General features: G+C 69.2%; 26 protein-coding genes. 21 read left to right on the top strand and 5 right to left on the bottom strand.

The annotated features are described in order from the left end of the window. Window positions 1-2 precede the first annotated feature (2 nt). The 9 genes from atpB (at window position 3) to GVV77_RS11620 (ending at window position 7,494) form a co-directional block, all read left to right on the top strand. Window positions 3-824 (top strand): F0F1 ATP synthase subunit A, encoded by an 822-nt coding sequence (atpB, locus tag GVV77_RS11660; protein WP_159618502.1) that lies wholly within the window; start codon window positions 3-5, stop codon window positions 822-824. Between the two features lie 73 nt (window positions 825-897). Then, window positions 898-1,113, top strand: a complete 216-nt coding sequence (locus GVV77_RS11655) for an ATP synthase F0 subunit C (RefSeq protein WP_019481292.1) — start codon at window positions 898-900, stop codon at window positions 1,111-1,113. 50 nt (window positions 1,114-1,163) lie between these two features. Next, entirely contained in the window at window positions 1,164-1,712 is a 549-nt protein-coding gene (locus GVV77_RS11650; protein ID WP_120165201.1) for a F0F1 ATP synthase subunit B, read from the top strand. Then, the gene (locus tag GVV77_RS11645; protein WP_159618500.1) at window positions 1,712-2,527 is read left to right on the top strand and encodes a F0F1 ATP synthase subunit delta; all 816 of its coding nucleotides are present in this window, start codon (window positions 1,712-1,714) and stop codon (window positions 2,525-2,527) included. The genes GVV77_RS11650 and GVV77_RS11645 overlap by 1 nt, the downstream gene beginning before the upstream one ends. A 93-nt stretch (window positions 2,528-2,620) precedes the next feature. Beyond that, complete coding sequence (atpA, locus tag GVV77_RS11640) at window positions 2,621-4,252, top strand: F0F1 ATP synthase subunit alpha (RefSeq protein ID WP_120165203.1); 1,632 nt, start codon at window positions 2,621-2,623, stop codon at window positions 4,250-4,252. A 95-nt stretch (window positions 4,253-4,347) separates the two neighbouring features. Continuing rightward, entirely contained in the window at window positions 4,348-5,241 is an 894-nt protein-coding gene (locus GVV77_RS11635) for a F0F1 ATP synthase subunit gamma (RefSeq protein ID WP_159618498.1), read from the top strand. Window positions 5,242-5,292: 51 nt separating this feature from the next. After that, window positions 5,293-6,756: a F0F1 ATP synthase subunit beta gene (atpD, locus tag GVV77_RS11630; RefSeq protein ID WP_159618496.1), complete on the top strand. Its 1,464-nt coding sequence runs from the start codon at window positions 5,293-5,295 to the stop codon at window positions 6,754-6,756. Between the two features lie 5 nt (window positions 6,757-6,761). Further along, entirely contained in the window at window positions 6,762-7,052 is a 291-nt protein-coding gene (locus GVV77_RS11625; protein WP_159618494.1) for a F0F1 ATP synthase subunit epsilon, read from the top strand. A 10-nt stretch (window positions 7,053-7,062) separates the two neighbouring features. Further along, window positions 7,063-7,494, top strand: coding sequence for a DUF2550 domain-containing protein (locus GVV77_RS11620; RefSeq protein WP_159618492.1), 432 nt, complete (start codon window positions 7,063-7,065; stop codon window positions 7,492-7,494). Window positions 7,495-7,507: 13 nt separating this feature from the next. Here the strand turns inward: GVV77_RS11620 and GVV77_RS11615 are convergent, their stop codons facing one another. Both GVV77_RS11615 and nucS read right to left on the bottom strand, forming a co-directional pair. Beyond that, window positions 7,508-8,716, bottom strand: a complete 1,209-nt coding sequence (locus GVV77_RS11615) for an N-acetylglucosamine-6-phosphate deacetylase (RefSeq protein WP_159618490.1) — start codon at window positions 8,714-8,716, stop codon at window positions 7,508-7,510. 50 nt (window positions 8,717-8,766) lie between these two features. After that, the gene (nucS, locus tag GVV77_RS11610) at window positions 8,767-9,462 is read right to left on the bottom strand and encodes an endonuclease NucS (protein ID WP_159618488.1); all 696 of its coding nucleotides are present in this window, start codon (window positions 9,460-9,462) and stop codon (window positions 8,767-8,769) included. Between the two features lie 123 nt (window positions 9,463-9,585). Here nucS and GVV77_RS11605 point away from each other — a divergent pair, with 123 nt between their 5' ends. Together GVV77_RS11605 and GVV77_RS11600 are read left to right on the top strand one after the other, a co-directional pair. After that, window positions 9,586-9,909, top strand: a complete 324-nt coding sequence (locus GVV77_RS11605) for a hypothetical protein (RefSeq protein WP_159618486.1) — start codon at window positions 9,586-9,588, stop codon at window positions 9,907-9,909. Between the two features lie 34 nt (window positions 9,910-9,943). After that, window positions 9,944-10,735, top strand: coding sequence for an alpha/beta hydrolase (locus tag GVV77_RS11600; protein WP_159618485.1), 792 nt, complete (start codon window positions 9,944-9,946; stop codon window positions 10,733-10,735). 16 nt (window positions 10,736-10,751) lie between these two features. On the opposite strand, the gene GVV77_RS11595 is transcribed toward GVV77_RS11600, so the two are convergent. After that, on the bottom strand, window positions 10,752-11,948 hold the full coding sequence (locus GVV77_RS11595; protein WP_159618602.1) for an AI-2E family transporter: 1,197 nt from the start codon (window positions 11,946-11,948) through the stop codon (window positions 10,752-10,754). A gap of 447 nt (window positions 11,949-12,395) precedes the next feature. Between GVV77_RS11595 and GVV77_RS11590 the strand changes: the two genes are divergently transcribed. The 6 genes from GVV77_RS11590 (at window position 12,396) to GVV77_RS11565 (ending at window position 19,904) form a co-directional block, all read left to right on the top strand. Further along, window positions 12,396-14,099, top strand: a complete 1,704-nt coding sequence (locus GVV77_RS11590; RefSeq protein WP_159618484.1) for a DUF8094 domain-containing protein — start codon at window positions 12,396-12,398, stop codon at window positions 14,097-14,099. 49 nt (window positions 14,100-14,148) lie between these two features. Beyond that, window positions 14,149-15,099, top strand: a complete 951-nt coding sequence (locus tag GVV77_RS11585; RefSeq protein ID WP_159618483.1) for a tetratricopeptide repeat protein — start codon at window positions 14,149-14,151, stop codon at window positions 15,097-15,099. 45 nt (window positions 15,100-15,144) lie between these two features. Next, the gene (locus GVV77_RS11580; protein ID WP_159618482.1) at window positions 15,145-16,272 is read left to right on the top strand and encodes an NADH:flavin oxidoreductase/NADH oxidase; all 1,128 of its coding nucleotides are present in this window, start codon (window positions 15,145-15,147) and stop codon (window positions 16,270-16,272) included. 30 nt (window positions 16,273-16,302) lie between these two features. Beyond that, a complete protein-coding gene (locus tag GVV77_RS11575) occupies window positions 16,303-16,602 on the top strand; it encodes a DUF3039 domain-containing protein (RefSeq protein WP_120165215.1) in 300 nt (99 codons plus the stop codon). A 72-nt stretch (window positions 16,603-16,674) separates the two neighbouring features. Further along, window positions 16,675-18,126: an MFS transporter gene (locus GVV77_RS11570; protein WP_159618481.1), complete on the top strand. Its 1,452-nt coding sequence runs from the start codon at window positions 16,675-16,677 to the stop codon at window positions 18,124-18,126. Then, window positions 18,123-19,904: a DEAD/DEAH box helicase gene (locus GVV77_RS11565; RefSeq protein ID WP_159618480.1), complete on the top strand. Its 1,782-nt coding sequence runs from the start codon at window positions 18,123-18,125 to the stop codon at window positions 19,902-19,904. The genes GVV77_RS11570 and GVV77_RS11565 overlap by 4 nt, the downstream gene beginning before the upstream one ends. Window positions 19,905-19,976: 72 nt before the next feature. On the opposite strand, the gene GVV77_RS11560 is transcribed toward GVV77_RS11565, so the two are convergent. Further along, complete coding sequence (locus GVV77_RS11560; RefSeq protein ID WP_159618479.1) at window positions 19,977-20,600, bottom strand: isochorismatase family protein; 624 nt, start codon at window positions 20,598-20,600, stop codon at window positions 19,977-19,979. Continuing rightward, window positions 20,597-21,940 (bottom strand): nicotinate phosphoribosyltransferase, encoded by a 1,344-nt coding sequence (locus GVV77_RS11555; RefSeq protein WP_425483359.1) that lies wholly within the window; start codon window positions 21,938-21,940, stop codon window positions 20,597-20,599. The genes GVV77_RS11560 and GVV77_RS11555 overlap by 4 nt, the downstream gene beginning before the upstream one ends. Before the next feature lie 78 nt (window positions 21,941-22,018). On the opposite strand from GVV77_RS11555, the gene clpS reads away from it, so the two are divergent. From clpS to GVV77_RS11535, 4 genes are all read left to right on the top strand, one after another. Continuing rightward, complete coding sequence (gene clpS, locus GVV77_RS11550; protein ID WP_120165220.1) at window positions 22,019-22,327, top strand: ATP-dependent Clp protease adapter ClpS; 309 nt, start codon at window positions 22,019-22,021, stop codon at window positions 22,325-22,327. A gap of 6 nt (window positions 22,328-22,333) precedes the next feature. Next, window positions 22,334-22,900, top strand: a complete 567-nt coding sequence (locus GVV77_RS11545) for a DUF2017 domain-containing protein (protein ID WP_159618477.1) — start codon at window positions 22,334-22,336, stop codon at window positions 22,898-22,900. Window positions 22,901-22,983: 83 nt separating this feature from the next. Further along, window positions 22,984-23,901, top strand: a complete 918-nt coding sequence (murI, locus tag GVV77_RS11540; protein ID WP_159618475.1) for a glutamate racemase — start codon at window positions 22,984-22,986, stop codon at window positions 23,899-23,901. Beyond that, complete coding sequence (locus GVV77_RS11535) at window positions 23,898-24,695, top strand: MBL fold metallo-hydrolase (protein WP_159618473.1); 798 nt, start codon at window positions 23,898-23,900, stop codon at window positions 24,693-24,695. The genes murI and GVV77_RS11535 overlap by 4 nt, the downstream gene beginning before the upstream one ends. Window positions 24,696-24,753 lie beyond the last annotated feature (58 nt).

Raw genomic sequence — 24,753 nt, 5'->3', positions numbered from 1 at the left:
CGTTGATCGCGCTTGCGCTCCCGGCCGCAACAACCGATGAGGGTTTCGTTGCCCCCACGATTGAAGACACCCACTATCCGGACATCCTCCCCTGGGGCGGTGAATACGGCGTCTGGTTCGAAGGTGGCTTCGGCAAGCAGATGCTCCTTGTCATCTTCTCCGTCATCCTGATCGCCTCCTTCTTCATGGCCGCCTCGCGCCGCCGCCAGATGGTTCCGGGCAAGCTGCAGTTCCTCGGGGAGTCCGCCTACGGGTTCGTCCGCAACTCCATCGGCAAGGACATCATCGGCGGCCGGGACTACCTGAAGTACGTTCCCTGGCTGTTCGCCGCATTCTTCTTCGTCCTGGTCAACAACATCTTCGGCGCCATCCCGCTGCTGCAGATCCCGACCTTCTCCCACCCGGGCAGCGCCTACGCCATCGCCGCGATCTTCTACATCCTGTGGATCGCCATCGGCGTCAAGAAGCACGGCCTGCGCTACTTCAAGCTGGCCGTCGTGCCCTCGGGCGTGCCGTGGTACATCATGCCGCTGCTGATCCCGATCGAGATCATCTCCAACTTCCTCGTCCGGCCTGTCACGCACTCGCTCCGGCTCTTCGCGACGATGCTCGCCGGCCACCTGATCATCACCCTTGCGGGCTCCGCAATCGAATACATGGCGCTCTCGGGCAGCATTCTGCTGCAGGGAACCGGTGTGCTCGTCCTGGGCGGTGCGGTGGCGATGTATATGCTCGAAGCTCTGATCATGGTCCTCCAGGCGTACGTCTTCACCCTGCTGGCCGCGATCTACATCGAGGGCGCGCTTCACGCCGACGCCCACTGATCACAAATTCTTCCCCGTCGGGGATGATCCCAAACAACCTGCCGCACCAAGGCGGCATCTTGAAAGGAACACAATGGAAGTACAGGGTAGCCTCAACCTCGTTGGATACGGTCTCTCCGCAATCGGCGGTGGTATCGGCGTGGGTCTCGTATTCGCCGCCTACATCAACGGCGTAGCACGTCAGCCCGAGGCACAGCGCGTTCTTCAGCCGATTGCCTTCCTGGGCCTGGCTCTGACCGAAGCCCTCGCGATCCTCGGTCTGGTCTTCGCCTTCGTCATCGGCGCCTAAGAACTCCAGGCTGGAAATCCGAAGACCAGTTGAAGAAAGACGGGTGAAACATGTTTAATGCAGCCATTATGGCAGCGGAAGAGGGCGCAAACCCGCTCATCCCGAACGGGTGGGAAATCCTTGTCACGCTAGCGGGCTTCGCGGTCCTGATGTTCATCGTCATCAAGTTCGTCATGCCGGCGTTCGAGAAGACGTTCGCTGAACGCACGGAGGCCATCGAGGGCGGTATCGCCAAGGCGGAAGCCGCCCAGGCCGAAGCCAATGCGGCACGCGAGGAGTACAAGCAGCAGCTTGTGGACGCCCGCGCGGAGGCCAACCGCATCCGCGAGGAGGCCCGCGCCGAAGGTGCACAGATCCTCGCCTCGCTCAAGGAGAAGGCGGCCGCCGAGTCGGCACGCATCACCGAGCAGGCCCACGTCCAGATCGAGGCCGAACGCCAGGCCGCCGTGGTGTCCCTGCGGGCCGAGGTCGGCACGCTCGCCACCGAGCTGGCAAGCCGCATCGTCGGGGAGTCCCTGGCCGATGACGCACGCTCTGCGCGCGTCGTTGACCGCTTCCTCGCCGATCTGGACAACCAGAGCGCAGGTGCAGCGAAATAATGGCCGGTGTATCAAGCCAGTCCCTCGCCACGGTCCGCCGGGAGCTCGAAACGCGGCTCCCCGGCGCCCCGCTGTCACTGGCCGAGGAGCTTTTCGGAGTCCTCTCCATCCTCGACAGCAATGCGGGCCTGCGCCGTGCGCTGACCGACCCTTCCCGCACGGGCGGGGACAAGGCCACGCTGGTGGACCAGCTCGTGGCGGGCAGGGTCTCGGCTGACGCCGTTGCAGTGGTCAAGGAGCTCGTCGGCGAACGGTGGGCCAACGCCCGCGACATCGGCGATGCCCTGGAGACGCTCGCTGCGACGGTGGCCATCTCGGTGGCGGAATCCCAGGGGAGCGGCCCGCAGGGGCTGGAAAAGCTGGAAAGCGACCTGTTCTCCTTCATCGCCGTCGTCGATTCGAACCACGATCTTCAGCGTGCGCTGTCCGACCGCCAGGCGGGCCCGGAGGCGAAGGCAGCCCTTGCGCTGCGTCTCGTTCCCGAGGCCGGTGATGCGGCTCAACTCCTCATCCGCCAGGCTGTGACCGCACCGCGCGGGCTCAAGCCGGCGGCGCTCGTCAAGCGCTTCGTTGAACTGGTTGCCGCCCGGCAGCAGCGCTGGATTGCCACTGTCAGCGTCACCCGTCCGCTGACGGCGGAGCAGCAGTCCAGGCTTGCTGCGGGCCTCAACCGCCTTTACGGGCGCGAACTGCAGGTCAACGTCAACGTTGATCCTTCCCTGATCGGCGGTGTGCGGGTCAGCGTGGGCGACGAAATGGTCGATTCCACGGTGGTCACGAGGCTGTCCGAGCTCCGCCGCAGGCTGGCGGGATAGGCGCCTTTTCGCGCCAAGCAACATCCAACATTGAATTACACACAGGTCACCGCCGTCGGCGGTGATCGCAACACAGGAGAGCAGGGACTGCAGATGGCCGAATTGACCATCAACGCCGAAGATGTCCGTAATGCGTTGAACGAATTTGCGGCGTCCTACGAACCCGGAAATGCGGAGCGCGTCGAAGTTGGCCGCGTCACCACCGCAAGCGACGGCATTGCCAAGGTTGAGGGTCTGCCTTCGGTCATGGCGAACGAGCTGCTGCGTTTTCAGGACGGCACGCTGGGCCTGGCCCAGAACCTTGATACCCGCGAGATCGGCGTGGTCGTCCTCGGCGACTACGGCGGCATCGAAGAGGGCCAGGAAGTCCACCGCACCGGTGAGATCCTTTCGGTTCCCGTCGGTGACGCCTTCCTCGGCCGCGTCGTCGACCCCCTCGGCCAGCCGCTCGACGAGCTGGGCGAGATCGCTGCGGAGGGCCGCCGCGCCCTCGAGCTCCAGGCCCCCGGCGTCACCATGCGCAAGTCGGTCCACGAGCCGATGCAGACCGGCCTGAAGGCCATCGACGCGATGATCCCGATCGGCCGCGGCCAGCGCCAGCTGATCATCGGCGACCGCCAGACCGGCAAGTCCGCGATCGCGATCGACACGATCATCAACCAGCGGGACAACTGGGCCTCCGGAGACGTGAACAAGCAGGTCCGCTGCATCTACGTCGCCATCGGCCAGAAGGCCTCGACCATCGCGGCCGTGCGCCAGACCCTCGAGGACAAGGGCGCCCTGGAGTACACGACGATCGTGGCCTCCCCGGCCTCCGACCCCGCCGGCTTCAAGTACCTCGCACCCTACGCGGGCTCGGCCATCGGCCAGCACTGGATGTACGGCGGCAAGCACGTCCTGATCGTGTTTGACGACCTGTCCAAGCAGGCCGAGGCCTACCGTGCGGTGTCGCTGCTGCTGCGCCGCCCGCCGGGACGCGAAGCCTACCCGGGCGACGTGTTCTACCTGCACTCCCGCCTGCTCGAGCGTTGCGCCAAGCTCTCCGACGAGCTGGGCGCCGGCTCGATGACGGGTCTGCCGCTCATCGAGACGAAGGCCAACGACGTCTCGGCGTACATCCCGACCAACGTCATCTCCATCACCGACGGACAGATCTTCCTCCAGTCCGACCTCTTCAACGCCAACCAGCGTCCCGCGGTCGACGTCGGTGTGTCGGTGTCCCGCGTCGGTGGTGCGGCGCAGGTCAAGTCCATGAAGAAGGTCTCGGGCACGTTGAAGCTCGACCTGGCGCAGTACCGCGACATGCAGGCCTTCGCCATGTTCGCCTCGGACCTGGATGCGGCCTCGCGCCAGCAGCTGACCCGCGGCTCGCGCCTGACCGAACTGCTGAAGCAGGGCCAGTACTCCCCGATGCCCGTCGAGGAGCAGGTTGTCTCGATCTGGGCCGGCACCAACGGCCACCTCGACGAGGTTCCCGTCAGCGACGTCCGGAAGTTCGAAAGCGAATTCCTCGACCACCTGCGGAACCGCTCGTCGGTCCTGACGACCCTCGCCCAGACGAACAAGCTCGAGGACTCGACGGTCCAGGAGCTTGAGAGCCAGGTCGAGGCCTTCAAGCAGGGCTTCTTCGGCCAGGGTCCCGAAAGCCTCACGGCCAACGAGAAGCACGACGCCCTTTCCGAGGACGCAGTGGACCAGGAAAAGATCGTCAAGCAGAAGCGCTAAGGGCCACCGGCCGCCGTCCCGCAGGAATGCGGGACGGCGGCCGGCGCCTGGAGCCTTAGTCGTTCCCCGGACGGGGAGCGAAGGAAAGGACAAGTATGGGAGCCCAGATTCGGGTCTACCGCCAGAAGATCTCCTCAACGACCTCGATGCGGAAGATCTTCAAGGCGATGGAACTGATCGCGACTTCTCGCATCGGCAAGGCGCGCACCCGCGTCGCGGCGTCGCTGCCCTACGCCAATGCGATCACCCGTGCCGTTTCCGCAGTGGCGTCGCAGTCGGAGATCGACCACCCGCTGACCACCGAGCACACCGAGGTGCGCCGCGCCGCGGTGCTGATCATGACCTCGGACCGCGGCCTCGCCGGTTCATACTCCGCCAGCGTGCTCAAGCAGGCCGAATCGCTGCTCGAGATGCTCCGCAGCGAGGGCAAGGAAGTGAAGTCGTTCCTCGTCGGACGCAAGGCACAGGCGTACTTCGACTTCCGCAACCGTTCCTACGAGAAGGCCTGGACCGGCGGCACCGATGCGCCGGAGTTCGCCACCGCCCGTGAGATTGGCACCGCGCTCGTCGACGAATTCATCACCGGCTACGAAGACGGCGGCGTCGACGAGATCCACGTCGTATACATGCGCTTCCGTTCAATGGTGACGCAGGAGCCAACAGTCATCCGGCTGCTTCCGCTCGAGGTCGTTGAAGAGGAAACCTCGAACGCTTCGGATCTGCTGCCGCTCTACGAGTACGAGCCGGAGCCGGAGCGTGTCCTTGATGCCCTGCTGCCTCGGTACATCGAGTCCCGGATCTTCGCGGCTCTGCTGCAGGCGGCCGCCAGCGAACTCGCCGCCCGTCAGCGGGCGATGAAGTCGGCGGGGGACAACGCCACCGAACTGATCAAGAAGTACACGCGCCTGAGGAACACCGCCCGCCAGGCGGAGATCACGCAGGAGCTTTCGGAAATCGTTGCCGGCGCCGACGCGCTCAGCGCCTCCTGATCCACAAGATAAACTTAGTTCCACGCCATCTACGTAAATGAAGTGAGAGAGATGACTGCCCAGACTGTTGAACACGGTACGGACTCAGTTGCCCCCGGAGCTACCGGCCGTATTGCACGTGTCATTGGCCCGGTTGTCGACGTCGAGTTTCCGGCTGACGCGATCCCCGCAATCTACAACGCGCTGACCTGCGAGATCACCCTCAATGGTGAGACGCACATGATCACCTTTGAGACCTCGCAGCACCTCGGCGACAACCTGGTCCGGGCGATCTCGCTCCAGGCGACCGACGGACTCGTCCGCGGCACCGTGGTGCACGACACCGGCTCGGCGATTTCCGTGCCCGTCGGCGACGGCGTCAAGGGCCACATCTTCAACGTGCTGGGCAAGCCCCTCGACGTCGAGGAATCCGCCCTGCAGATCACCGAGCGCTGGCCCATCCACCGCAAGGCTCCTTCATTTGCCTCCCTCGAGGGCTCGACCGAGATGCTCGAGACCGGCATCAAGAGCATCGACCTGCTCACCCCCTACATCAAGGGTGGAAAGATCGGCCTGTTCGGCGGCGCCGGCGTCGGCAAGACCGTCCTCATCCAAGAAATGATCACCCGTGTCGCCCGGAACTTCGGCGGCACCTCCGTCTTCGCCGGTGTGGGTGAGCGTACCCGCGAGGGCAACGACCTCTGGGTCGAAATGGAAGAGGCGGGCGTGCTCAAGGACACCGCGCTCGTATTCGGCCAGATGGACGAGCCGCCGGGAACGCGCCTGCGCGTCGCGCTGTCGGCCCTGACCATGGCCGAGTACTTCCGCGACGTCCAGAAGCAGGACGTGCTGTTGTTCATCGACAACATCTTCCGCTTCACCCAGGCCGGTTCCGAGGTGTCGACCCTGCTGGGCCGCATGCCTTCGGCCGTGGGCTACCAGCCGAACCTCGCCGACGAGATGGGCCTCCTGCAGGAGCGCATCACCTCGACGAAGGGCCACTCGATCACCTCGATGCAGGCGATCTACGTCCCCGCCGACGACTACACCGACCCGGCGCCGGCAACCACCTTCGCGCACCTCGACGCGACGACCGAGCTCTCCCGCGAGATCGCTTCACGTGGACTGTACCCGGCCATCGACCCGCTCGCGTCGACCTCGCGCATCCTGGATCCGCAGTACATCGGCCACGACCACTACAACACCGCGGTCCGGGTCAAGCAGATCCTGCAGAAGAACAAGGAACTTCAGGACATCATCGCGATCCTGGGTGTCGACGAGCTGTCCGAAGAGGACAAGATCGTCGTTTCCCGTGCGCGCCGCATCCAGCAGTTCCTCTCGCAGAACACCTACACCGCCAAGCAGTTCACCGGCGTTGAAGGCTCGACCGTGAGCATCAAGGACACCATCGAAGGCTTCAGCGCCATCTGCAACGGTGACCTCGACCACATCGCCGAGCAGGCGTTCTTCAACATCGGCGGGCTCGACGACGTCGAGCGCCAGTGGGCGAAGATCCAAGAGCGGACCGGAAAGTAAAGCTCATGGCCTCTGCAGAGCTCGAAGTCGAAATCGTCGCGGCCGACCACTTCGTGTGGTCCGGCCAGGCGACCATGGTCAAGGCACGCACCAGCGAGGGCGAGATCGGGATCCTTCCCGGTCACTCTCCGGTGCTCGCCCTGCTCGGGGAAGGCGAACTTGCCATCCAGCCGGTGAGCGGTGAGCGCGTCGTGGTGGCGGTCGACAGCGGATTCTTCTCCGTCGACAGCAACCGTGTGGTCATCGTTGCCGACAACGCCACGATCGGCGATTCGGTTTCCGCGGGAAACCGCTGACACCACCACCATGGACGGTCTGAGTCTGCTGTTGATTCTCATTGCGGCCGTCTTCGGCGTGCTGGTCCTGCTGGTCGGCGCCTTCCTGCTGCGCCGTTACCAGCTGGGCCGGACGCTCGGTACCTTCGACGCCTCCATCCGCCTCCCCGACAAGGGGTGGCGGATGGGGGTTTGTCGTTATACGGACACCCACCTCGAATGGCTGCGGCTGATGTCGCTCAGCCCCGTGCCGCCCCACCGCTACCTGCGCAGCTCGCTTGAGCTCAAGGGGTGGCGCCAGCCCACCGAGGCCGAGGATGGCCGCGTACTGCCCGGCTGCATCGTGGTCACGCTGGCCTACGAAGGCGCCGAGCTGCAGCTGGCCATGAAATATCCGGTCTATGCAGGCCTGTCCTCCTGGCTTGAGGCCGGTCCGGTGATCGGCATCGGCACCTGGCGCTGAGCAGCCCCTGGCGTCAGGGCAGTTTCAGCCAGACCCCGGCCCTCAGAACCCCCAGCAGGTCGAGCCCGGGGGAGACGATCACCGCGTCGGCGCGCAGGCCGGGGCGCAGGCTGCCGAGTTCATCGGCCAGCCCAAGAACGCCGGCGGGGACCGCCGACGCCGACACCACGGCATCGTGGAGCTCCACGCCGGCCTCCACTGCGCAGCGCACCACCTCCAGCAGCGTCCGTGTCCCACCGGCCGGCGCCTCGGACCCTCCCCTGCGGGCCACGCCGTTCCGCACCGTGATCTCACTGCGGCCCAGCCGGAACACCCCGTCCTCCCGCCCCGCGGCCGCTGTTGAATCACTGACCAGGCAGATATTGGCCGGTCCGGCGAGCGTGAAAGCCATCCGTGCGGTGTCGGCGTGCAGGTGCACGTTGTCGGCGATGAGCTCGACGGCGATCTCCCCGGCGCGCGCCCGCTCGAGCAGCAGCGGCACCGGCCCGGGGGAGCGGTGGTGGATGGCGGGCATCGCATTGAACAGGTGCGTGGCCATGGGCCGGCCGCTGAACCCGTCGAAACCGGTCGAGGCGAGTTCCTCATTGATCAAATCGAGGGCGGCGGAGGCCTGTTCGGCGGTGCAGTCGGTGTGCCCGATGGCGGGAATGACCCCATGCGTGACCAGGTCATAGACGAGCGTGTCGGTGCCCTCGAGTTCCGGGGCGTACGTCATGGAGATCAGATGGCCCCCCGCCGCGGCCGCCAGGTCCGTCAGCAGGCCCTCATCCGGGTCCTGGAGATGCGCCGGGTCGTGCATGCCCGCGCGTGCGGGGGACAGGAACGGGCCCTCGGCGTGGATTCCCGCGATCAGGCCCTCATCGGCTGCGGCGGACAGGAGCGCAAATGCCCCCAGGAAGTCCTCGCCCGGGGCGGCGCCCGTGCTGGCGAGCAGCGTCGTCGTCCCGCGGCGGTGCTGGAAGGAGACGGCCGTGCGGATGTCCTCGGCGCTGCCGGAGGTGAAGTCGCCGCCCCCGCCGCCGTGGCAGTGGAGGTCGACCAGCCCGGGGAGGATCAGCGCTCCCTCGGGCAGCGGCGGGGTGCCCGCCCCGTCGGCCGGCCGGGCCGGCCCGGCGTAGGTGATGCGTGAACCCTCCCAGCTGAGCACGGCGTCCTCGATGATGCCCGAATCGGTCACCATCCGCCCGGAAAGGTGGTTGGACGTGCCCTGCAGGTTGGCCATGGTCCGATTCTATGCGCCGGAACCGGCCCGTGCCGGAGCCGGACGTACTGCTAAAACAGACGGGACTCTTTATCGTCGACGCCGCGCATCGCATCGTAGTCGAGCGTAAGGCAGTCGATGCCGCGGTCCGCGGCCAGGGTGCGGGCCTGGGGCTTGATCTGCTGGGCCGCGAAGACGCCGCGCACCGGCGACATCAGGGGGTCGCGGTTGAGCAGTTCGAGGTAGCGGGTGAGCTGTTCCACGCCGTCGATGTCGCCGCGCCGCTTGAGCTCGATGGCCACGGTGGCGCCCGAGCCGTCGCGCGCCAGGATGTCCACCGGCCCGATCGCGGTCATGTACTCCCGGCGGATCAGGGTGAAGCCCTCGCCGAGCAGCGTGATCTGCTCGGCCAGCAGGCGCTGCAGGTCCGCCTCGACCCCGTCCTTCACCAGGCCCGGGTCGACGCCGAGGTCGTGCGAGGACTCGTGGAGCTGCTCGCGGATATTGATCACCAGCCGGTCATCGCTCTTGGCGTGCTGGACGGTCCACACCTCGGAGATCCCCTCGGCGGCGTCGGCCTCGTCGGGGGCGCTGACGCGCAGCGAGGCCGGCGGGCTCATCCAGTTCAGCGGCTTGTAGGAGCCGCCGTCGGAGTGGACGAGGACGGAGCCGTCGGCCTTGACCATCAGCAGGCGGGTGGCCAGCGGCAGGTGAGCGCGGAGGCGGCCGATGTAATCGACGGAGCAGCGGGCAATGACTAGACGCACACGCTTCACTGTACCGTTTGGCGGCCGGCCGCCGGGCCGGCGGCCCCGGAGCGTGTCCGCGGCGCGCCGGCCCGGCCGCCGGCGGGGTTTCGGCCCGGACGGAAGTTCGGGCAGACTTGGACCATGCCCCGCTCGAACCGCCCCCGCCGCACCAGGGGCCATTCCCGCGGCACGGCGCCGGTTCCGGCGGAGCTCGACCTGGAGCGGGCACGGGCCGGCTTTCCGCTGCGAGTGAGCGCCCCGGACGGCGAATGGTCGGTGCGCCGCATCACCGAGCGCAACGCGGCCAAGGAGTACACCTGCCCCGGGTGCCACCGGGTGATTCCGCCCGGGGTCGCCCATCTCGTGGTGTGGCGTGAGGATTCGCTGCTCGGGGCGGAGTCGGCCCTGGCGGACCGCAGGCACTGGCATGTGCACTGCTGGAACACCCGCAGCTACCGGTACTGAGGGCGGCCCGCCGGCGGGCACCTAGAATGGGGAAATGGCCAGTGATCCCCAGGACTACGAGTTCACCCCAAGCACCGGACCGATCGACATCCGCGCCTCGACGGTGCTGCCCGCCGAGCGGCGGAACATCGAGCTGAAGACCGCCGACGGACTGACGCTCGTCGGCGAGTTCGCCGCACCCCTGGACGGGGAGCCGAAGGCGACCCTGGTCACCCTCCACCCGCTGCCGACCCACGGCGGGTTCATGGACTCCCACCTGTTCCGCAAGGCCTCTTTCCGGCTGCCGGCCCTCGCCGGGATCGCCGTGCTGCGGTTCAACACGCGCGGCACCTGCTCTCCGCGGGGATGCAGCGAGGGAACCTTCGACGGCGGCGGCGCCGAACGCCTGGACGTTGAGGCGGCGGTCCGGTGGGCGGTCGACCAGGGCCTGAAGAACATCTGGCTCGTGGGCTGGTCCTTCGGCACCGAGCTGTGCCTGAAGTACGGCGCCTCCGACCAGGTCGCCGAGCACATCGAAGGCGCGGTCCTGATCTCCCCGCCGCTCCACCGTGCCGACGACGCCGACCTGGACACCTGGGCCGCTTCGGGACTGCCCCTGACGGTGCTGGTCCCCGAGCTTGACGACTACCTCCGCCCGCCGGCCGCGCAGGAACGCTTCGCCGCCGTTCCGCAGGCGGTGGTGACCCCGGTCGACGGTGCCAAGCACCTGTGGGTGGGGGAGAAGTACGCTGCCCGGGCGCTGAACGAGATCGTCGAGGTCGTCCTTCCCGGGCAGGCCTCACCGCTGCCCACCCAGTGGGAGGGCGAGGCGGCCACCGCCTCCTGAGCGCCGGCCGGCGCCCCTACTGCTGGTCCTGCCGGGCGATGAAGACCTCTTTGAGCAGCAGCATGATCGCCGCCGCGGTGGGGATGGCGATGAGGGCGCCGAGTACGCCGAGCAGGCTGCCTCCCGCGATCACCGCGATGACGGCAACAGCGCCGGGGACCGCCACGGCCCGCTGCATGATGCGCGGGGAGATGAAGTAGGCCTCGAACTGCAGGTAGGCGAGGTACGGGATGGCGAACAGCAGCGCGGTCTGCCACCCGACGGTCAGGGCCACCAGGCTGACGAAGCAGGCGGCGATGAGCGCCCCCACCAGCGGGATGAACGCCAGCAGGACGACGACGAAGGCCAGCAGCACCGAGAACGGCACGCCCGCGATGGACATGACGATGAAGGCGAACGCGCCGTTGAGCAGGGCCACGCAGGCCTGCCCGATCACGTACATGCCCACGCTGCGGGTGATCTCCTCGGACAATGACTGCACGCGGGCCCGCCGCGACCGGGGGGCGAGCCGGTAGGCCCACTTCTTCATCGAGGGGAGCGAGGCCAGGAAGTAAAGGGTCAGGACCAGCACGATCAGGGTGCCGAACAGGCCGTTCAGGATGACGGTACCCACCCCCAGGACGCCGCCGAATATCCCGCTGACTATGCCGTCCTCGGCGAAGAAGTTGTTGATCTCCACCAAGGCCCGGTCACGGACCTGGAACTGCCGGTCCACGGTGCGGAAGAAGTCGGAGTTGAGGAAGGTCTGGGCGTAGGCCGGGCCGCGCTCGATGATCTGGGAGGTCTGGTTCACGATGGTGGGAATCAGCGTGGCAAAGAACCCCACCACCAGGCCCACCAGAACCGTCAGGGACAGGGTGATGCCGGCGGGGCGCGGCACCCCGCGTTCGTCGAGCCACCTCACGATCGGGTCGAGTCCCAGGGCGATGAACAGGGCCGCCCCGATCCACAGCAGCAGCTGCCCGACGTTCATGATCATGAAGTAGGCGAGCAGCGCCAGGCCCGCCCCGACGCTGGCCATGAACCCGAAGTGGATCGGGTGCTGGCGCATCGAGCGGGGAGGCAGCCCGCCGAACTTCAGCCGCTCGTCAGTGAGCTGCACCGAGGGGTCGACGGGGACGGGCAGCGGGTCCACCTCGGGCGGGAACTCGAACCGCCGCCGCGGCTGGGCCCCGGGGATCGGCCGCCGCAGCCGGGTGAACAGCGCAGCCATCCGGCCCTGGGCGAGGGCGGGGTCGGCTCCGCTGCCGGCAGGGTCGATTCCGCCGCCGTCGCCGTTATGGACCGCCGACTCGCCGTCCGGCCCCGGCAGGGGCGCGTTGACCGGCACTTCCTCATTGTTCGTCACGCTGCGGTCTGCTTTCACTGGTGCTGCATTCCACTTTGAATCACAAGCGAAACACTACAGCCGGGCTTCGGGGAAGGCAGGCCTTTCCGCGCACTCCGGGCGGCCGTGGTGCGCCCCGGGCGGCGGGCGCCGGCGCCGGAGCGGAGTGAGCCGGTACACACGAATCAGTTCCCCACGGGCAACTTCGCTACCATGGGAAGACTAAATCGAGAGAAAGTGCAGCCTGGCCCGTGCGTGCCCGCGGACGGCCGGCGGTGCGCCGCGGATCGGGAGGTCCGCTCCACACGACAACGAATAGGTACCCGCGTGCGCGTGAAAACTGCAGTCCCGATCATTATTGCCGGCGTGCTGCTGATGCTGATTGGCATCGGCCAGCGCACGTTCTGGGCCCCCCCGGAGACGGTGACCTTCAGCGTGCCCGCCGGGGCGGAGGCCGGGCCGGTGACGGTCATCGACGCCGCCGCCCGGAACGACGACGCAGGCGACGTCGATATCACCGTGAAGAGCGGCGGTCCGTTCACCCTTGCCGTGGGCAGGGCGGCGGACGTCGACGCGTGGGTCGGCGACGCAGCCCACCTGCGGGTCACCGGCGTCGGTGACGAGGAGCTCACGACGGAGTTCGCCGAGGGCGAGGCCACCGTGCCCGATCCCCGCGGCGCGGACCTGTGGACGAGCGAGGAGACGGCGGAGGGCTCGGTGACCCATCGCTGGATCAACCCTGCCGAGGGTGACTTCTCCATCCTGCTCGTCTCCGACGGAACCGCCGCTGCGCCCTCGGACATCTCCATCACCGAGCCGAACGACGCCTCGACACCGCTGGCCGTGCCCCTGATCGTCGCTGGCGCCCTCCTCGCGGTCCTGGGGATCGCACTGCTCTTCATCTCCCCGCGCAGCACCGGATCCGGCCGCGGCCGCCCGACCCCGGCGCCCGAGGGTTCGCGGGCCTACCTCCGCCAGCAGCGCGCCCTCGCGGACCGCGGGGTCCGTGCGCGCCGCATGGTCCACCCGGTGGCCGCGGCCGCCGCAGTACTGCTGGCCGGAACGGCCGTGGCAGGCCCGGCCGCCGCGCAGCCGGCAGTCCAGCAGCAGACCAAAGCCCCCGGGGGCGGCTCCGGGACGGCAAAGCCGGGTGCCCCGGCCGTGCTCGAATCCCAGCTCGAGCGCATCCTTGAGTCCGTCGCGACCACGGTCGCCGAGGCCGACGCCGCCGCCGACTCGAAGCTGCTCCAACCCCGCGCCGGCGGTGCGGCGCTCGAACTGCGCACCGCCGGATACGCGGTGCGCGCCAAGGACAAGAAGGCCTCGGCCCCCGCGCCGGTGGCCGGGTCACCGGTGCTCACCCGCATCATCCCCACCGCCGGGGAGTGGCCGCGCACGGTTGTGGCCCTGACCAAGGGCGAGGGGAACCCCGTCCCGCAGGCACTGGTGCTGACCCAGGACAATCCGCGGACCAATTACAAGCTGGTCTCCGCAATCCAGATGCTTCCGGGCACCACCTTCCCGGCCTCCGCGGCCGACGGCGCGCTCAAGGAACTGGCGCCCGACGCCGACGAAGGGCTCGCCATGGCACCGCAGACCGCGGTGGCCGCCATCGCCGACTTCCTGACCTCGCCCAAGGGCAAGCACAAGGGAACCTTCGAGGCCAACTCCTTCGCCGACGCCATTACCGGATTCCAGTCGGGTGTCGTGGCCGATCGGGACAACGCCGCGGCCACCATCTCCTTCCGCCACGTCGCCCAGGCGCCGAACACCCGGGCGCTGGGCACCGAGGAAGGCGGCGCCGTCGTCTTTGGATACCTCAAGCACACCTACTCGAGCGTGCCGAAGGGCAGGGGCGATTCCATCGACCTCAACGGGACGATCTACGAGACCCTCACCGGCAGGGAAAAGACCGAAAAAGGAATTGACGTCAACTACGGTGAGGCCGTGATGATGTACGTACCACCGGCCGGCAGCAAGGACAAGATCCGCGTGATCGGCGCCGCGCAGCAGCTGCTGGCCGCCAAGCTCAAGTAGACGCCTCCGGCACCCCCGTTCACGAACTCCTGATCCGAAAGGCAAGCCATTGTCCACACCAGCCGGCCGCGGCAACGTGCCGCCGTCAATGAACCTTCACGGCGCCGTCGACCTCGCCGCCGTCAAGGCCCGCGCGGAGGCGGCGGCCCGGCCGGCCGCGGACCGGCCCGCCGCCGCCAGCCCGTACATCGTCCAGGTGACCGAGCAGACGTTCCCGCAGCTGATCCAGCTGTCCGCCTCGGTTCCGGTGATCGTCGACCTCGGTGCCTCCTGGAGTGAGCAGTCGGCCCAGGTCAGCGCCGTCCTCGAGGCAGCTGCCATCGACTTCGACGGCCGGTTCCTGCTGGCCAAGGCCGACCTCCAGGCCCAGCCGCAGATCGCCCAGGCGTTCCAGGCGCAGGCCGCTCCAACCGTCGTGGCGGTGGTCAAGGGCCAGCCGGTGCCCATGTTCGAGGGAGCGCTGCCGGCCGAGCAGATCCGCGCCTTCATCGACGAACTGCTCAAGGTCGCCGAGGCCAACGGGGTCACCGGCACCCTCAACGACGGCGCACAGGCGCCGCCCGCGGCGCCAGCGCCGGAACCCGAACTGCCGCCGCTGCACCAGGAGGCCTTCGACGCCATCGAGGCCGGGAACTACGCCGCGGCCGCCGCGGCGTACCGCCGGGCACTGGCCGAACAGCCGGCCGACGCCGACGCGAAGGCCGGCCTCGCGCAGGTCGAACTCATGCAGCGCCTCGAAGGGGCCGACGCGGTCGCGATCCGCACCGCCGGGGCCGAGCGGCCGGACGACGTCGAGGCCCAGCTCGCCGTCGCCGACCTCGACCTGAGCGGGGGACACGTCGAGGACGCCTTCGCACGCGTCACCTCCTTCGCGGCCCGCAGCGCCGGCGAGGACAAGGAAGCGGCCCGGAAGCGGCTGCTCGAACTGTTCGAGATCGTCGGCCCCACCGACCCCCGCGTCACCAAGGCCCGGGCCGCCCTCGCCCGGGCGCTCTTCTAGGCCGCCTCGCCGGCCGTTCCGCAACACCACTTTCGTTAGGACTCCATGACCTCCGGCACTACCACCCCCGGCACCACCCCCGGCCTGTTCGACCCGATCACCCTGCGTTCGCTGACGGTGCCCCACCGGGGGTGGGTGGCCGCGATGTGCCAGTACTCCTGCGATCCGGTCGGCGCCCCCGGGGTCCCGACGGACTGGCACCTGGTGCACCTCGGCCAGTTTGCGACCGGCGGTGCGGCGATGATCATCACGGAGGCCGCCGCGGTCAGCCCCGAGGGACGGATCAGCCCGCGCGATGCCGGTATCTACAACGCCGAGCAGGTCGCCGCCTGGCGCCGCATCACCGACTTCATCCACACCCAGGGGACGCCCGGCACGCTCACCGGGATCCAGCTCGCCCATGCCGGGCGGAAGGCCTCGACCTACTGGCCCTTCAGCAGGCTTCACGGGTCGGTGCCCGAGGCCGAGGGCGGCTGGGAAACACTCGGCCCCACCGGCGAGGCCTTCGACGGCTATGCCGCCCCGCGGGCGATGACCGAGGAGGACATCCTCGCGGTGATCCGCGACTTCGGCGAGGGTGCCCGCCGTGCCGTGGAGGCCGGCTTCGACACCGTCGAAATCCACGGCGCCCACGGCTACCTGCTGCACCAGTTCCTGACCCCGCTGGTCAACACCCGCACCGATGGATGGGGAGGCTCCGAGGAGGCACGGTTCCGCCTCACGCTGGAGGTCATCGACGAGGTCCGCGGGAACATCCCGGCCGAGATGCCGCTGCTCCTGCGCATCTCCGCTTCCGACTGGGTCGAGGGGGGCCTCGACGGTGCCGCATCGGCGCGGCTCGCTGCGAAGGCCGCCGAGCACGGGGTCGACTTCGTCGATGTCTCCTCCGGCGGAGCGGTGGCGCATGTGCGGATCCCCGTCGGTCCGGGCTACCAGGTGGAGTTCGCCGAGACGGTGCGGGCGGCCGGGCTTCCCACCGGCGCCGTCGGCCTGATCGACGACCCGGAGCAGGCGGAAGGCATCATCCGCGAGGGGAAGGCCGACGTCGTCCTGATCGCCCGGGCCGCGTTGCGCGACCCCCACTGGTGGCTCCGGGCCGCGCACGTCCTGAAGCGCGAGCTCGCCCCGGTGCCGCAGTACCAGCGGGCCGGATCCTTCGGCCGGACCAGGTAGCCGGCAGGGGGCCGGCGGTAGACTGGTTCCATGACGATGCCCGCAGACCCCTTTGCCAACGACCCCCTGGACAGCCCCGGCGCCGGCTCGACCGCCACCCTCGAGCGGGAGGAACAGCGCCAGGAGGTGGAGCCGGGCGACAGTGAGCGCTTCGCGCATTACGTGCGCAAGGAAAAGATTATGGAGTCGGCACTCACCGGAGAGCCCGTCATCGCCCTGTGCGGCAAGGTCTGGACGCCGGGCCGCGACCCGGAGAAGTTCCCGGTCTGCCCCGAGTGCAAGGAAATCTACAACGGCCTGCGCCCCGGCAAGGACGACACGCCGAAGTAGGCCTCCGGGCCGGTGTCCGGCCCCACCGCCTCCTGCGCCGCGCGGGAGGGAAGCAACGATGCGTAAGGTGCCATGACGGATACCCCCGCGCCCGAATCCGCGATGGCGGCACGCCTGCGCCCGCTGACGTTCGGGCTGATCGCAATCATCACCTGTGCCGCCTTCGAGGCCATGGCCGTCGCCACCGCCATGCCCGCGGTGGCGGACGAGCTCGACGGGGAGGCCAGCTACGGCCTGGCCTTCTCGATGTACCTCACCGCCTCCCTGCTGGGCACGGTCCTCGCGGGGTCCTGGACGGACCGGAAGGGGCCGCGCCCCGCATTGAGGGTCGGCATGGCCCTGATGATCGCCGGCCTGCTCCTGTCCGGAGCCGCGCCGGAGTTCTGGGTGGTGACGGCAGGACGGGCGGTCTCCGGGCTCGGCGGCGGCTTCCTGATCGTCGCCGTGTACGTGGTGATCGGCCGGGCCTTCCCTGCCGGGGCGCAGCCCGTGGTCTTCGGCTGGCTCTCGGCCGCCTGGGTGGTGCCCTCGCTGGTGGGGCCCCTCGTGGCGGGGGTGGTGGCGGAGGAACTGCACTGGCGGTGGGTGTTCCTCGGAGTGGCCCCGCTGGTCGCGGCGGCCGGCCTTGTCGTAGCTCCCCGGATCCGCTCCCTGGGCCCGCCGGCGGACCCCGCCCCCGGCGGAACCGGCGGCGCCGGCTGGCGCCGCGCCTTGCGGGGCCTCGGGCTGTCGGGCGGAGTGTTCGCCGTGCAGTGGGCCGTTATCCGGCTGGCGGTCGACGGCAACAGTGCCGCCGCGACGGGCCTGCTTGTGGCCCTCGCCGCCGTCGGACTGGCGGCGGTGTTCATCACCCTCCCGGGGCTGCTGCCGCGCGGCACCCTGCGTTTCGGCCGGGGCCTGCCGAGCATCATCGGCACCCGCGGCCTGGTGAACGTCGCCTTCTTCGGCGCCGAGGCGTTCATCCCCCTGATGCTCGTCAGCGCCCGCGGCGTCGATGCGCCCACCGCCGGGCTGGCCCTGAGCGCCGGGGCCCTCGGCTGGAGCGCCGGGGCCTTCCTGCAGACCCGCGTGCGCTTCCGCCGCCAGTGGCTGCTGGTGGCCGGCTCGACCCTGCTCTCGCTCACCCTGGGCGGCTTCGCCCTTGCCTCGGGGGCCCAGGCGCCCCTTCCGGTCCTGATCCTCATCTGGGCCTTCGCCGGAATGGCCATGGGGATGACCCTCTCGAGCACCTCGGTCCTCGTCCTGTCGCTCTCACCGAAGGCCGAACAGGGGCGCAATTCGGCGTCGCTGCAGATCGCCGACCAGCTCGGCGGGGTGGCCGGCACGGCCGGGGCCGGCACCCTCTTCGCCCTGCTGCGCGATCCCGCGGCGCCGGGGCGCGTCGAGGTGTTTGTTGCGATCTGGCTGGCTCTGTGCCTGTTCGCGGCAGCAGGTATAGTTTCCGGTCTGAGAGGGGCACAGGCACCCAAGGCCAGCCCCACGAAGGACACCAAGAAGTCAATGGAAGGTACTGTCCCGGCGTGAGTAGTGACACCCTGTTCGGGGCCGGCCCAGCCCTGCCGCCCGCCTACCCGGAGCGAGCGGCGTGGGGCACGGCACCCAAGCTCCGGCAGTGGCAGAGCGAGGCCCTGGAGAAGTACTTCGCCAATTCGCCGCAGGATTTCCTCGCCGTGGCCACCCCCGGGGCGGGAAAGACGACGTTCGCCCTGCGGGTCGCCACCGAGCTCGTCGAGCGGGGCATCGTGAACCGGGTCACCGTGGTGGCGCCGACCGACCACCTCAAGCGCCAGTGGGCCGACGCCGCCGCGCGGGTGGGCCTGGCCATCGACCCGAACTTCAAGAACGCCGACGGCCGCCACGGCAACGGCTTCATCGGCGTCGCCGTCACCTACGCCCAGGTGGCCAGCAAGCCCATGCTGCACCGGGCCAAGACCGAAGCCGCGAAGACCCTGGTGATCCTCGACGAGATCCACCACGGCGGCGACGCCCTGTCCTGGGGCGACGGGATCCGTGAGGCCTTCGAGCCGGCCACCCGCCGGCTCGCCCTGACCGGAACGCCCTTCCGCTCCGACACCGCGGCCATTCCGTTCGTCGAGTACGTCGAGGACGGCGACGGCATCCGCCGCTCGCGCTCCGACTACACCTACGGGTACGGCCAGGCGCTGCGCGACCACGTGGTGCGCCCGGTGATCTTCATGGCCTACTCGGGCCAGATGCGCTGGCGCACCAGCACCGGCGACGAGATGGCGGCGTCCCTCGGCGAGGCGGCGGTCACCAAGGACATCACCGCCCAGGCCTGGCGCACCGCGTTGAACCCGGCGGGGGAGTGGATTCCCGCGGTGCTGGCGGCGGCCGACAAGCGTCTCACCGAGGTGCGGCGGACCGTGCCCGACGCCGGCGGCCTCGTCATCGCCACCGACCACGACGACGCGCGCGCCTACGCCGGCCGGCTGAAGAAGATCACCGGGGAATCCCCGACGGTCATCCTCTCCGACGATGTCAAGGCCTCCTCGAAGATCGAGGAATTCTCCGCCGACACCACGCGCTGGATGGTCGCCGTGCGCATGGTCTCCGAGGGCGTCGACGTGCCGCGCCTGGCGGTCGGGGTGTACGCCACCTCCACCGCGACGCCGCTCTTCTTCGCCCAGGCCGTCGGCCGGTACGTGCGTGCGCGGCGCCGCGGCGAAACCGCGTCGATCTTCCTGCCCTCGGTTCCGAACCTGATGGCCCTGGCCAACCAGCTCGAGGCCGAGCGCGACCATGCCCTGGACCGCCCCACGACGGGGGAGGAGGACGGCTTCGCCCTCGAGGAGGGCCTGATGGAGGCGGCGAACCGCGAGGAGAAGGCCTCCGATTCGCTCACCAAGCAGAAGTTCGAAGCCCTCGAGTCCCAGGCCTCTTTCGACCGGGTGCTCTTCGACGGCGGCGAGTTCGGCACCGGCGGTGAGATGGGCAGCGAGGAGGAGTTCGACTTCCTGGGCATCCCGGGGCTCCTTGACGCCGACCAGGTGGGGCAGCTGCTCCGCCAGCGGCAGCAGGAGCAGCAGTCGCGGCGGCGCGGACGCGTCCCCGAGCCCGCACCGGCCGACCCCGCGGTGCCCGACCACCGGCAGCTTACGGAACTGCGCGGGCAGCTCGCCAAGAACGTCTCGGCCTGGTCGGCGCGGACCGGCACCCCCCACGGCGTGGTGCACACCGAGCTGCGCAAGGCCTGCGGCGGCCCGGCGGTGGCCCAGGCCAACGAGGAGCAGCTGCAGCGCCGGCTGAAGAAGCTCCAGGACTGGTTCATCGGGCGGAAATAGTTCCGCCGGCGTGCTCCGGACCCCCGGTCAAGGGGGTGCCGGAGCGCGGTCACGGGTGCCGAAGCACGGTGCTCAGTGCTGGACCTCGGCCCCTGCCGCTTCGAGTTCGTCGAAGGTGTCGTTCAGCTTTTCGGCGTGGACGGCCCGCGTCAGGCCCGTCAGCACCGACACCGAGTAGCCGGCGGCCACGGCGTCGAGGGCGGTGGCGCGTACGCAGTAGTCGGCGGCGAGACCGGCAACCACCACCTCGTCGACGTCCCGGTCGCGCAGCCAGTCGTCGAGGCTCAGCGGTGTCTCGTCGGGTTCGGTCAGGGCCGCCCCGAGCTTGCGCTCCCCGGTGGGAACCTCGTCCTCGGGGGCCAGGACCCCCTCGAAGCCCGAGTAGGCTGCCTCGAACTGGCCCTTGCGGAACACCGCGTCGATGTTCTCGGTGTCGAGGTCGGGATGGAAGTCCGCCCCGCGGGTGTCGGCCACGCAGTGGACGGGCCAGGAGTCGATGAAGTCGGGGGTCTCGGAGAAATGGGGGCCCGGATCGATGTGCCAGTCCTGGGTCGCGACGACGTAGTCGTAGTCGGCGGCGCGGGCGTCGGCGTGGTCGCTGATGGCGGCCGCCACCTCGGCGCCGCCCTGCACCGCGAGGGATCCTCCCTCGCAGAAGTCGTTCTGGACGTCGATGATGATCAGTGCACGCGTCATGGAAGGGTCTCCTCGTACTCGGTGGGGATGGCAGGCTCGCCGCGCTGGAGCCGGTGCACCGACTCCGGGAGCTCGGCGACGGACTCGGAGTGGCGCAGTGCCGCCCGCTGGACGCCCTCGGGCCCGGTCCAGCCCGGAAGGACCTCGCCGCCCTTGACCAGCTGCTGCAGCAGGGGCCGGTCGTTGCCGTCGTCGGAGGGCGACGCGGAGATGCCCACCACTTCGGCGGTGGCCGTCCCGTTCTCGTCGAGCCGGCGAAGGGCGTACTTCCGGCCGCCCACGGAGGCCTTGTTCTTGGCGGCCTTGGCCACGGAGACGAAGGTGCCGTTGTTGTCCTCGCGGCTGACGAGCTTGTAGACCATTCCGGCGGTCGGGGCGCCCGAGCCGGTCACCAGCGAGGTGCCGACGCCGTAGGCGTCAACGGGGGCCGAGGCCAGCAGGCCGATGGCGAACTCGTCGAGGTCGGAGGTCACCACGATCCGGGTGTTGGTGTTGCCCAGATCGTCGAGCAGTTCGCGCACCCAGCGGGCCTGGGTCACCAGGTCCCCCGAGTCCAGCCGCACCGCGCCCAGTTCAGGGCCGGCCACCTCGACGGCGGTGCGCACCCCCTGCTCGACGTCGTAGGTGTCGACGAGGAGGGAGGTGCCCCGGCCGAGGGCCTGGACCTGCGCCTCGAAGGCCTGGCGTTCGGTGTCGTGGAGCAGCGTGAAGGAGTGGGCGGCGGTGCCCACGGTCGGCACCCCGTAGCGCCGCCCGGCCTCAAGGTTGGAGGTGCTGGCGAATCCGCCGATGATCGCCGCCCGGGAGGCGGCCACAGCCGACTCCTCGTGGGTGCGCCGGGAGCCCATCTCGATGCACGGCCTGCCCGCGGCGGCGCTGGTCATGCGGGAGGCCGCAGAGGCGATGGCGCTGTCGTGGTTGAGCACCGAGAGCACGAGGGTCTCAAGGATGCACGCCTCCGCGAAGGTCGACTCGACGATCAGGATGGGCGAGTTGGGGAAGTACGCCTCACCCTCGGCGTAGCCGAAGATGTCGCCGGTGAAGGAGAAGCCGGCGAGCCAGTCCAGGGTCTTGTCGTCGACGATTGAATTGTCGGAGAGGAACCCCAGCTGGTCATCCCCGAACCGGAACGCGGCGAGCGCTTCGAGGAGGCGGCCGGTGCCAGCGGTGACGCCGTACCGGCGGCCGTCGGGCAGGCGGCGGGCGAAGGCCTCGAAGACCGAGCGGCGGTGGGCCGCACCCGAGTGCAGGGCCGCCTGCAGCATCGTGAGCTCGTACTGGTCGGTGAACAGTGCGGTGTTGGGCTGCCGGGGCGCCGGAGCGCTGCTGGGAGAAGTCACAGTCAAAACATTAGCCGTGCGTTCGCTTTGTGAGTACCGGGGCCGCCCGGGTCCGCGGCGCATCTTAGAATGAGGTACATGACACTTGGCACTGCGACCGATACCCGTGTGCGGGATGAGGCCTCGACCCGTTCCGAGGCCGGCCTTGACCAGCCCTGGGTCGTTGTGGTGTGGAACGACCCGGTGAACCTGATGACTTATGTCAGCTATGTCTTCCAGACCTACTTCGGCTACAGCGAATCCAAGGCGCGCAAGCTGATGCTCGAGGTCCACGAGCAGGGCAGGTCGGCGGTGGCCACCGGCAGCAGGGAAAAGGCCGAGCGGGATACCGTCGCCATGCACTCCTTCGGACTGTGGGCCACCTTCGAAAAAGCCGGAAGCGAGTAGGGCCCCATGGCGAAACCCTTCAAGTCAACCCGCCGCGGGATCACCGGGCATTTCGAGCCTGGTGAGGTGCGCCTGCTGGGCACCCTGTTCAGCGACATCATCACCATGCTCGAACCGGACACCGCCCCCAGCACCGATCCGCTGGCCGCGATGGTGGGCGTCGACGCCGAGGCGGCACGGCCCGAGGATTCGGCGCTGCAGCGGCTGCTGCCCGACGCGGTGCGGGACGACGACGCCGAGGCGCTCGAGTTCCGCCGGCTCACCGAGCGCTCCCTGCGGGAGCAGAAGATCGGAGCGCTCCGCAGCAGTGCCCTGCTGATCGAAAACAACCCGGTGACCCTGAATCCCGAGCAGGGGCGGCTGATGGCCCAGGCCTTCAACGACGTCCGGCTGGTGCTGGCGGACCGGCTGGGGATCGAGACCGACGAGGACGCCGCCCGCCTCCACGGGATCGACGACTTCGCCGACGCCGAGGACGTCGAGGCGTACCTGGCGCTGGTGTACAACTTCCTGACCTGGCTCCAGGAGTCCCTGCTGCAGGCACTGCTCAGCAGCACCCGCACCGCCCGGTAGGCGCGGGCTCCCGGGCGGATGTGATGGATCCCACGCGGAATCCGTTAGTGTCCGGGCCCGACACACCCTATTCTCAGTAGATTATGAGTTCAGAGCCTGCGGGAACATCGCCCTTGAGCAAGACCGGGGCGCCGATCGGTATTTTCGACTCCGGAGTCGGCGGCCTGACGGTCGCCCGCGCCGTCATCGACCAGCTGCCCAATGAATCGATCCTCTACGTGGGCGACACGGCCAACGGCCCGTACGGGCCCCTGCCGATCGCCGAGGTGCGCGCCCACGCGCTCGCCGTCATGGACGAGCTCGTCGACTCGGGCGTGAAGCTGCTCGTCATCGCCTGCAACTCGGCCTCCGCCGCGGTGCTCCGCGACGCCCGGGAACGCTACACGGCGCGGTACGGCATCCCCGTGATCGAGGTGATCCAGCCCGCGGTCCGGCGCGCGGTGGCGGCCACCCGCAGCGGGGACATCGGCGTCATCGGAACCTCTGCCACCATCGGCTCGCGGGCCTACGAGGACACCTTCGCCGCCGCCCCGCACCTGCGGATCACCTCGGCCGCGTGCCCGGAGTTCGTCGAGTACGTCGAGGCCGGGGTCACCGCCGGGCCCGGGCTGCTCTCGGCCGCGAAGCGCTACCTTGAGCCGCTGAAGCGTGCCGGCGTGGACACCGTGGTGCTCGGCTGCACCCACTACCCGCTGCTGACCGGTGTCATCTCATACGTGATGGGGGACAGCGTCAGCCTGGTCTCCAGCGCCGAGGAGACCGCCAAGGACGTCTACCGCGCCCTCGTCTCCCACGACCTGCTCAGCAGCGGCACCGGTCCGGCCGTCCACCGCTTCCTGGCCACCGGTGATGCCGGGAGCTTCGAAGTCCTCGCCCGGCGCTTCCTCGGCCCCGAGGTGCTCAGCGTCCAGCACGTCGACCACGTCGCCGCGCAGTACCCGACGGGAAGCCTGGCGAGGATCACCCCGGACATGATCACGGCCTCCGGTGGACCGCGATGAAGCTGACGATCGTGGGCTGCAGCGGCTCCTTCCCCGGCCCGCAGTCGCCCGCGTCGTGCTACCTGATCACCGCCGAGGCCGAAGGCCGGACCTGGCGGATCCTGCTTGACCTCGGCAACGGCTCCCTCGGGGCCCTGCAGCGGTATATGGACCTGCGGCAGATCGACGCGGTCTTCCTGAGCCACCTCCACCCCGACCACTGCATGGACCTGTGCGGGCTCCACGTCGCCGTCCACTGGGATCCCGCCGGCTGGGGCCGGGAGCGGATCCCCGTCTGGGGCCCGGCGGCGACGGCCGACCGCATGGCGACCGCGTACGGGCTGGCCCTTAACCCGGGCATGCACGAGGACTTCGAGTTCCACTCCTGGCAGGACCGCACCGCGGTCCGGCTCGGGCCCTTCAGCATCACCCCCTTCGCGGTGCTGCACCCGGCCGAGGAGGCCTACGCCCTGCGCATCGAGGTCACCGAGCCGAACGCGGACGGGGTGCCCGAAACCCGCGTGCTGACCTACTCCGGCGACACCGACTCGTGCGAGGGCCTGATCGAGGCGGCGGCCGAAGCCGACCTCTTCCTGTGCGAGGCGGCGTTCCAGGAGGGGCGCGACGACGGCATCAGCGGGGTGCACCTGACCGGCCTGCGAGCCGGTGAGATGGCGGAGGCCGCCGCCGCCAAGCGGCTGCTGCTCACCCACCTGCCGGTGTGGAACGACGCCAACGTCTCGATCGGCGAGGCGCGCTCGCGCTACAGCGGGCAGCTCGCCGTCGCCGTCGCCGGGGTGTCCTACACCGTCTGACCGGCTGCCGTTTCGACCTGCCTGGGCACCGGCCTCCGCCACAACCGCCGCGGGGCCT

This window comes from Arthrobacter zhaoguopingii (assembly GCF_009828605.1).
Lineage (GTDB): Bacteria > Actinomycetota > Actinomycetes > Actinomycetales > Micrococcaceae > Arthrobacter_D > Arthrobacter_D zhaoguopingii.
This window is presented reverse-complemented; position numbering and strand designations above follow the sequence as displayed.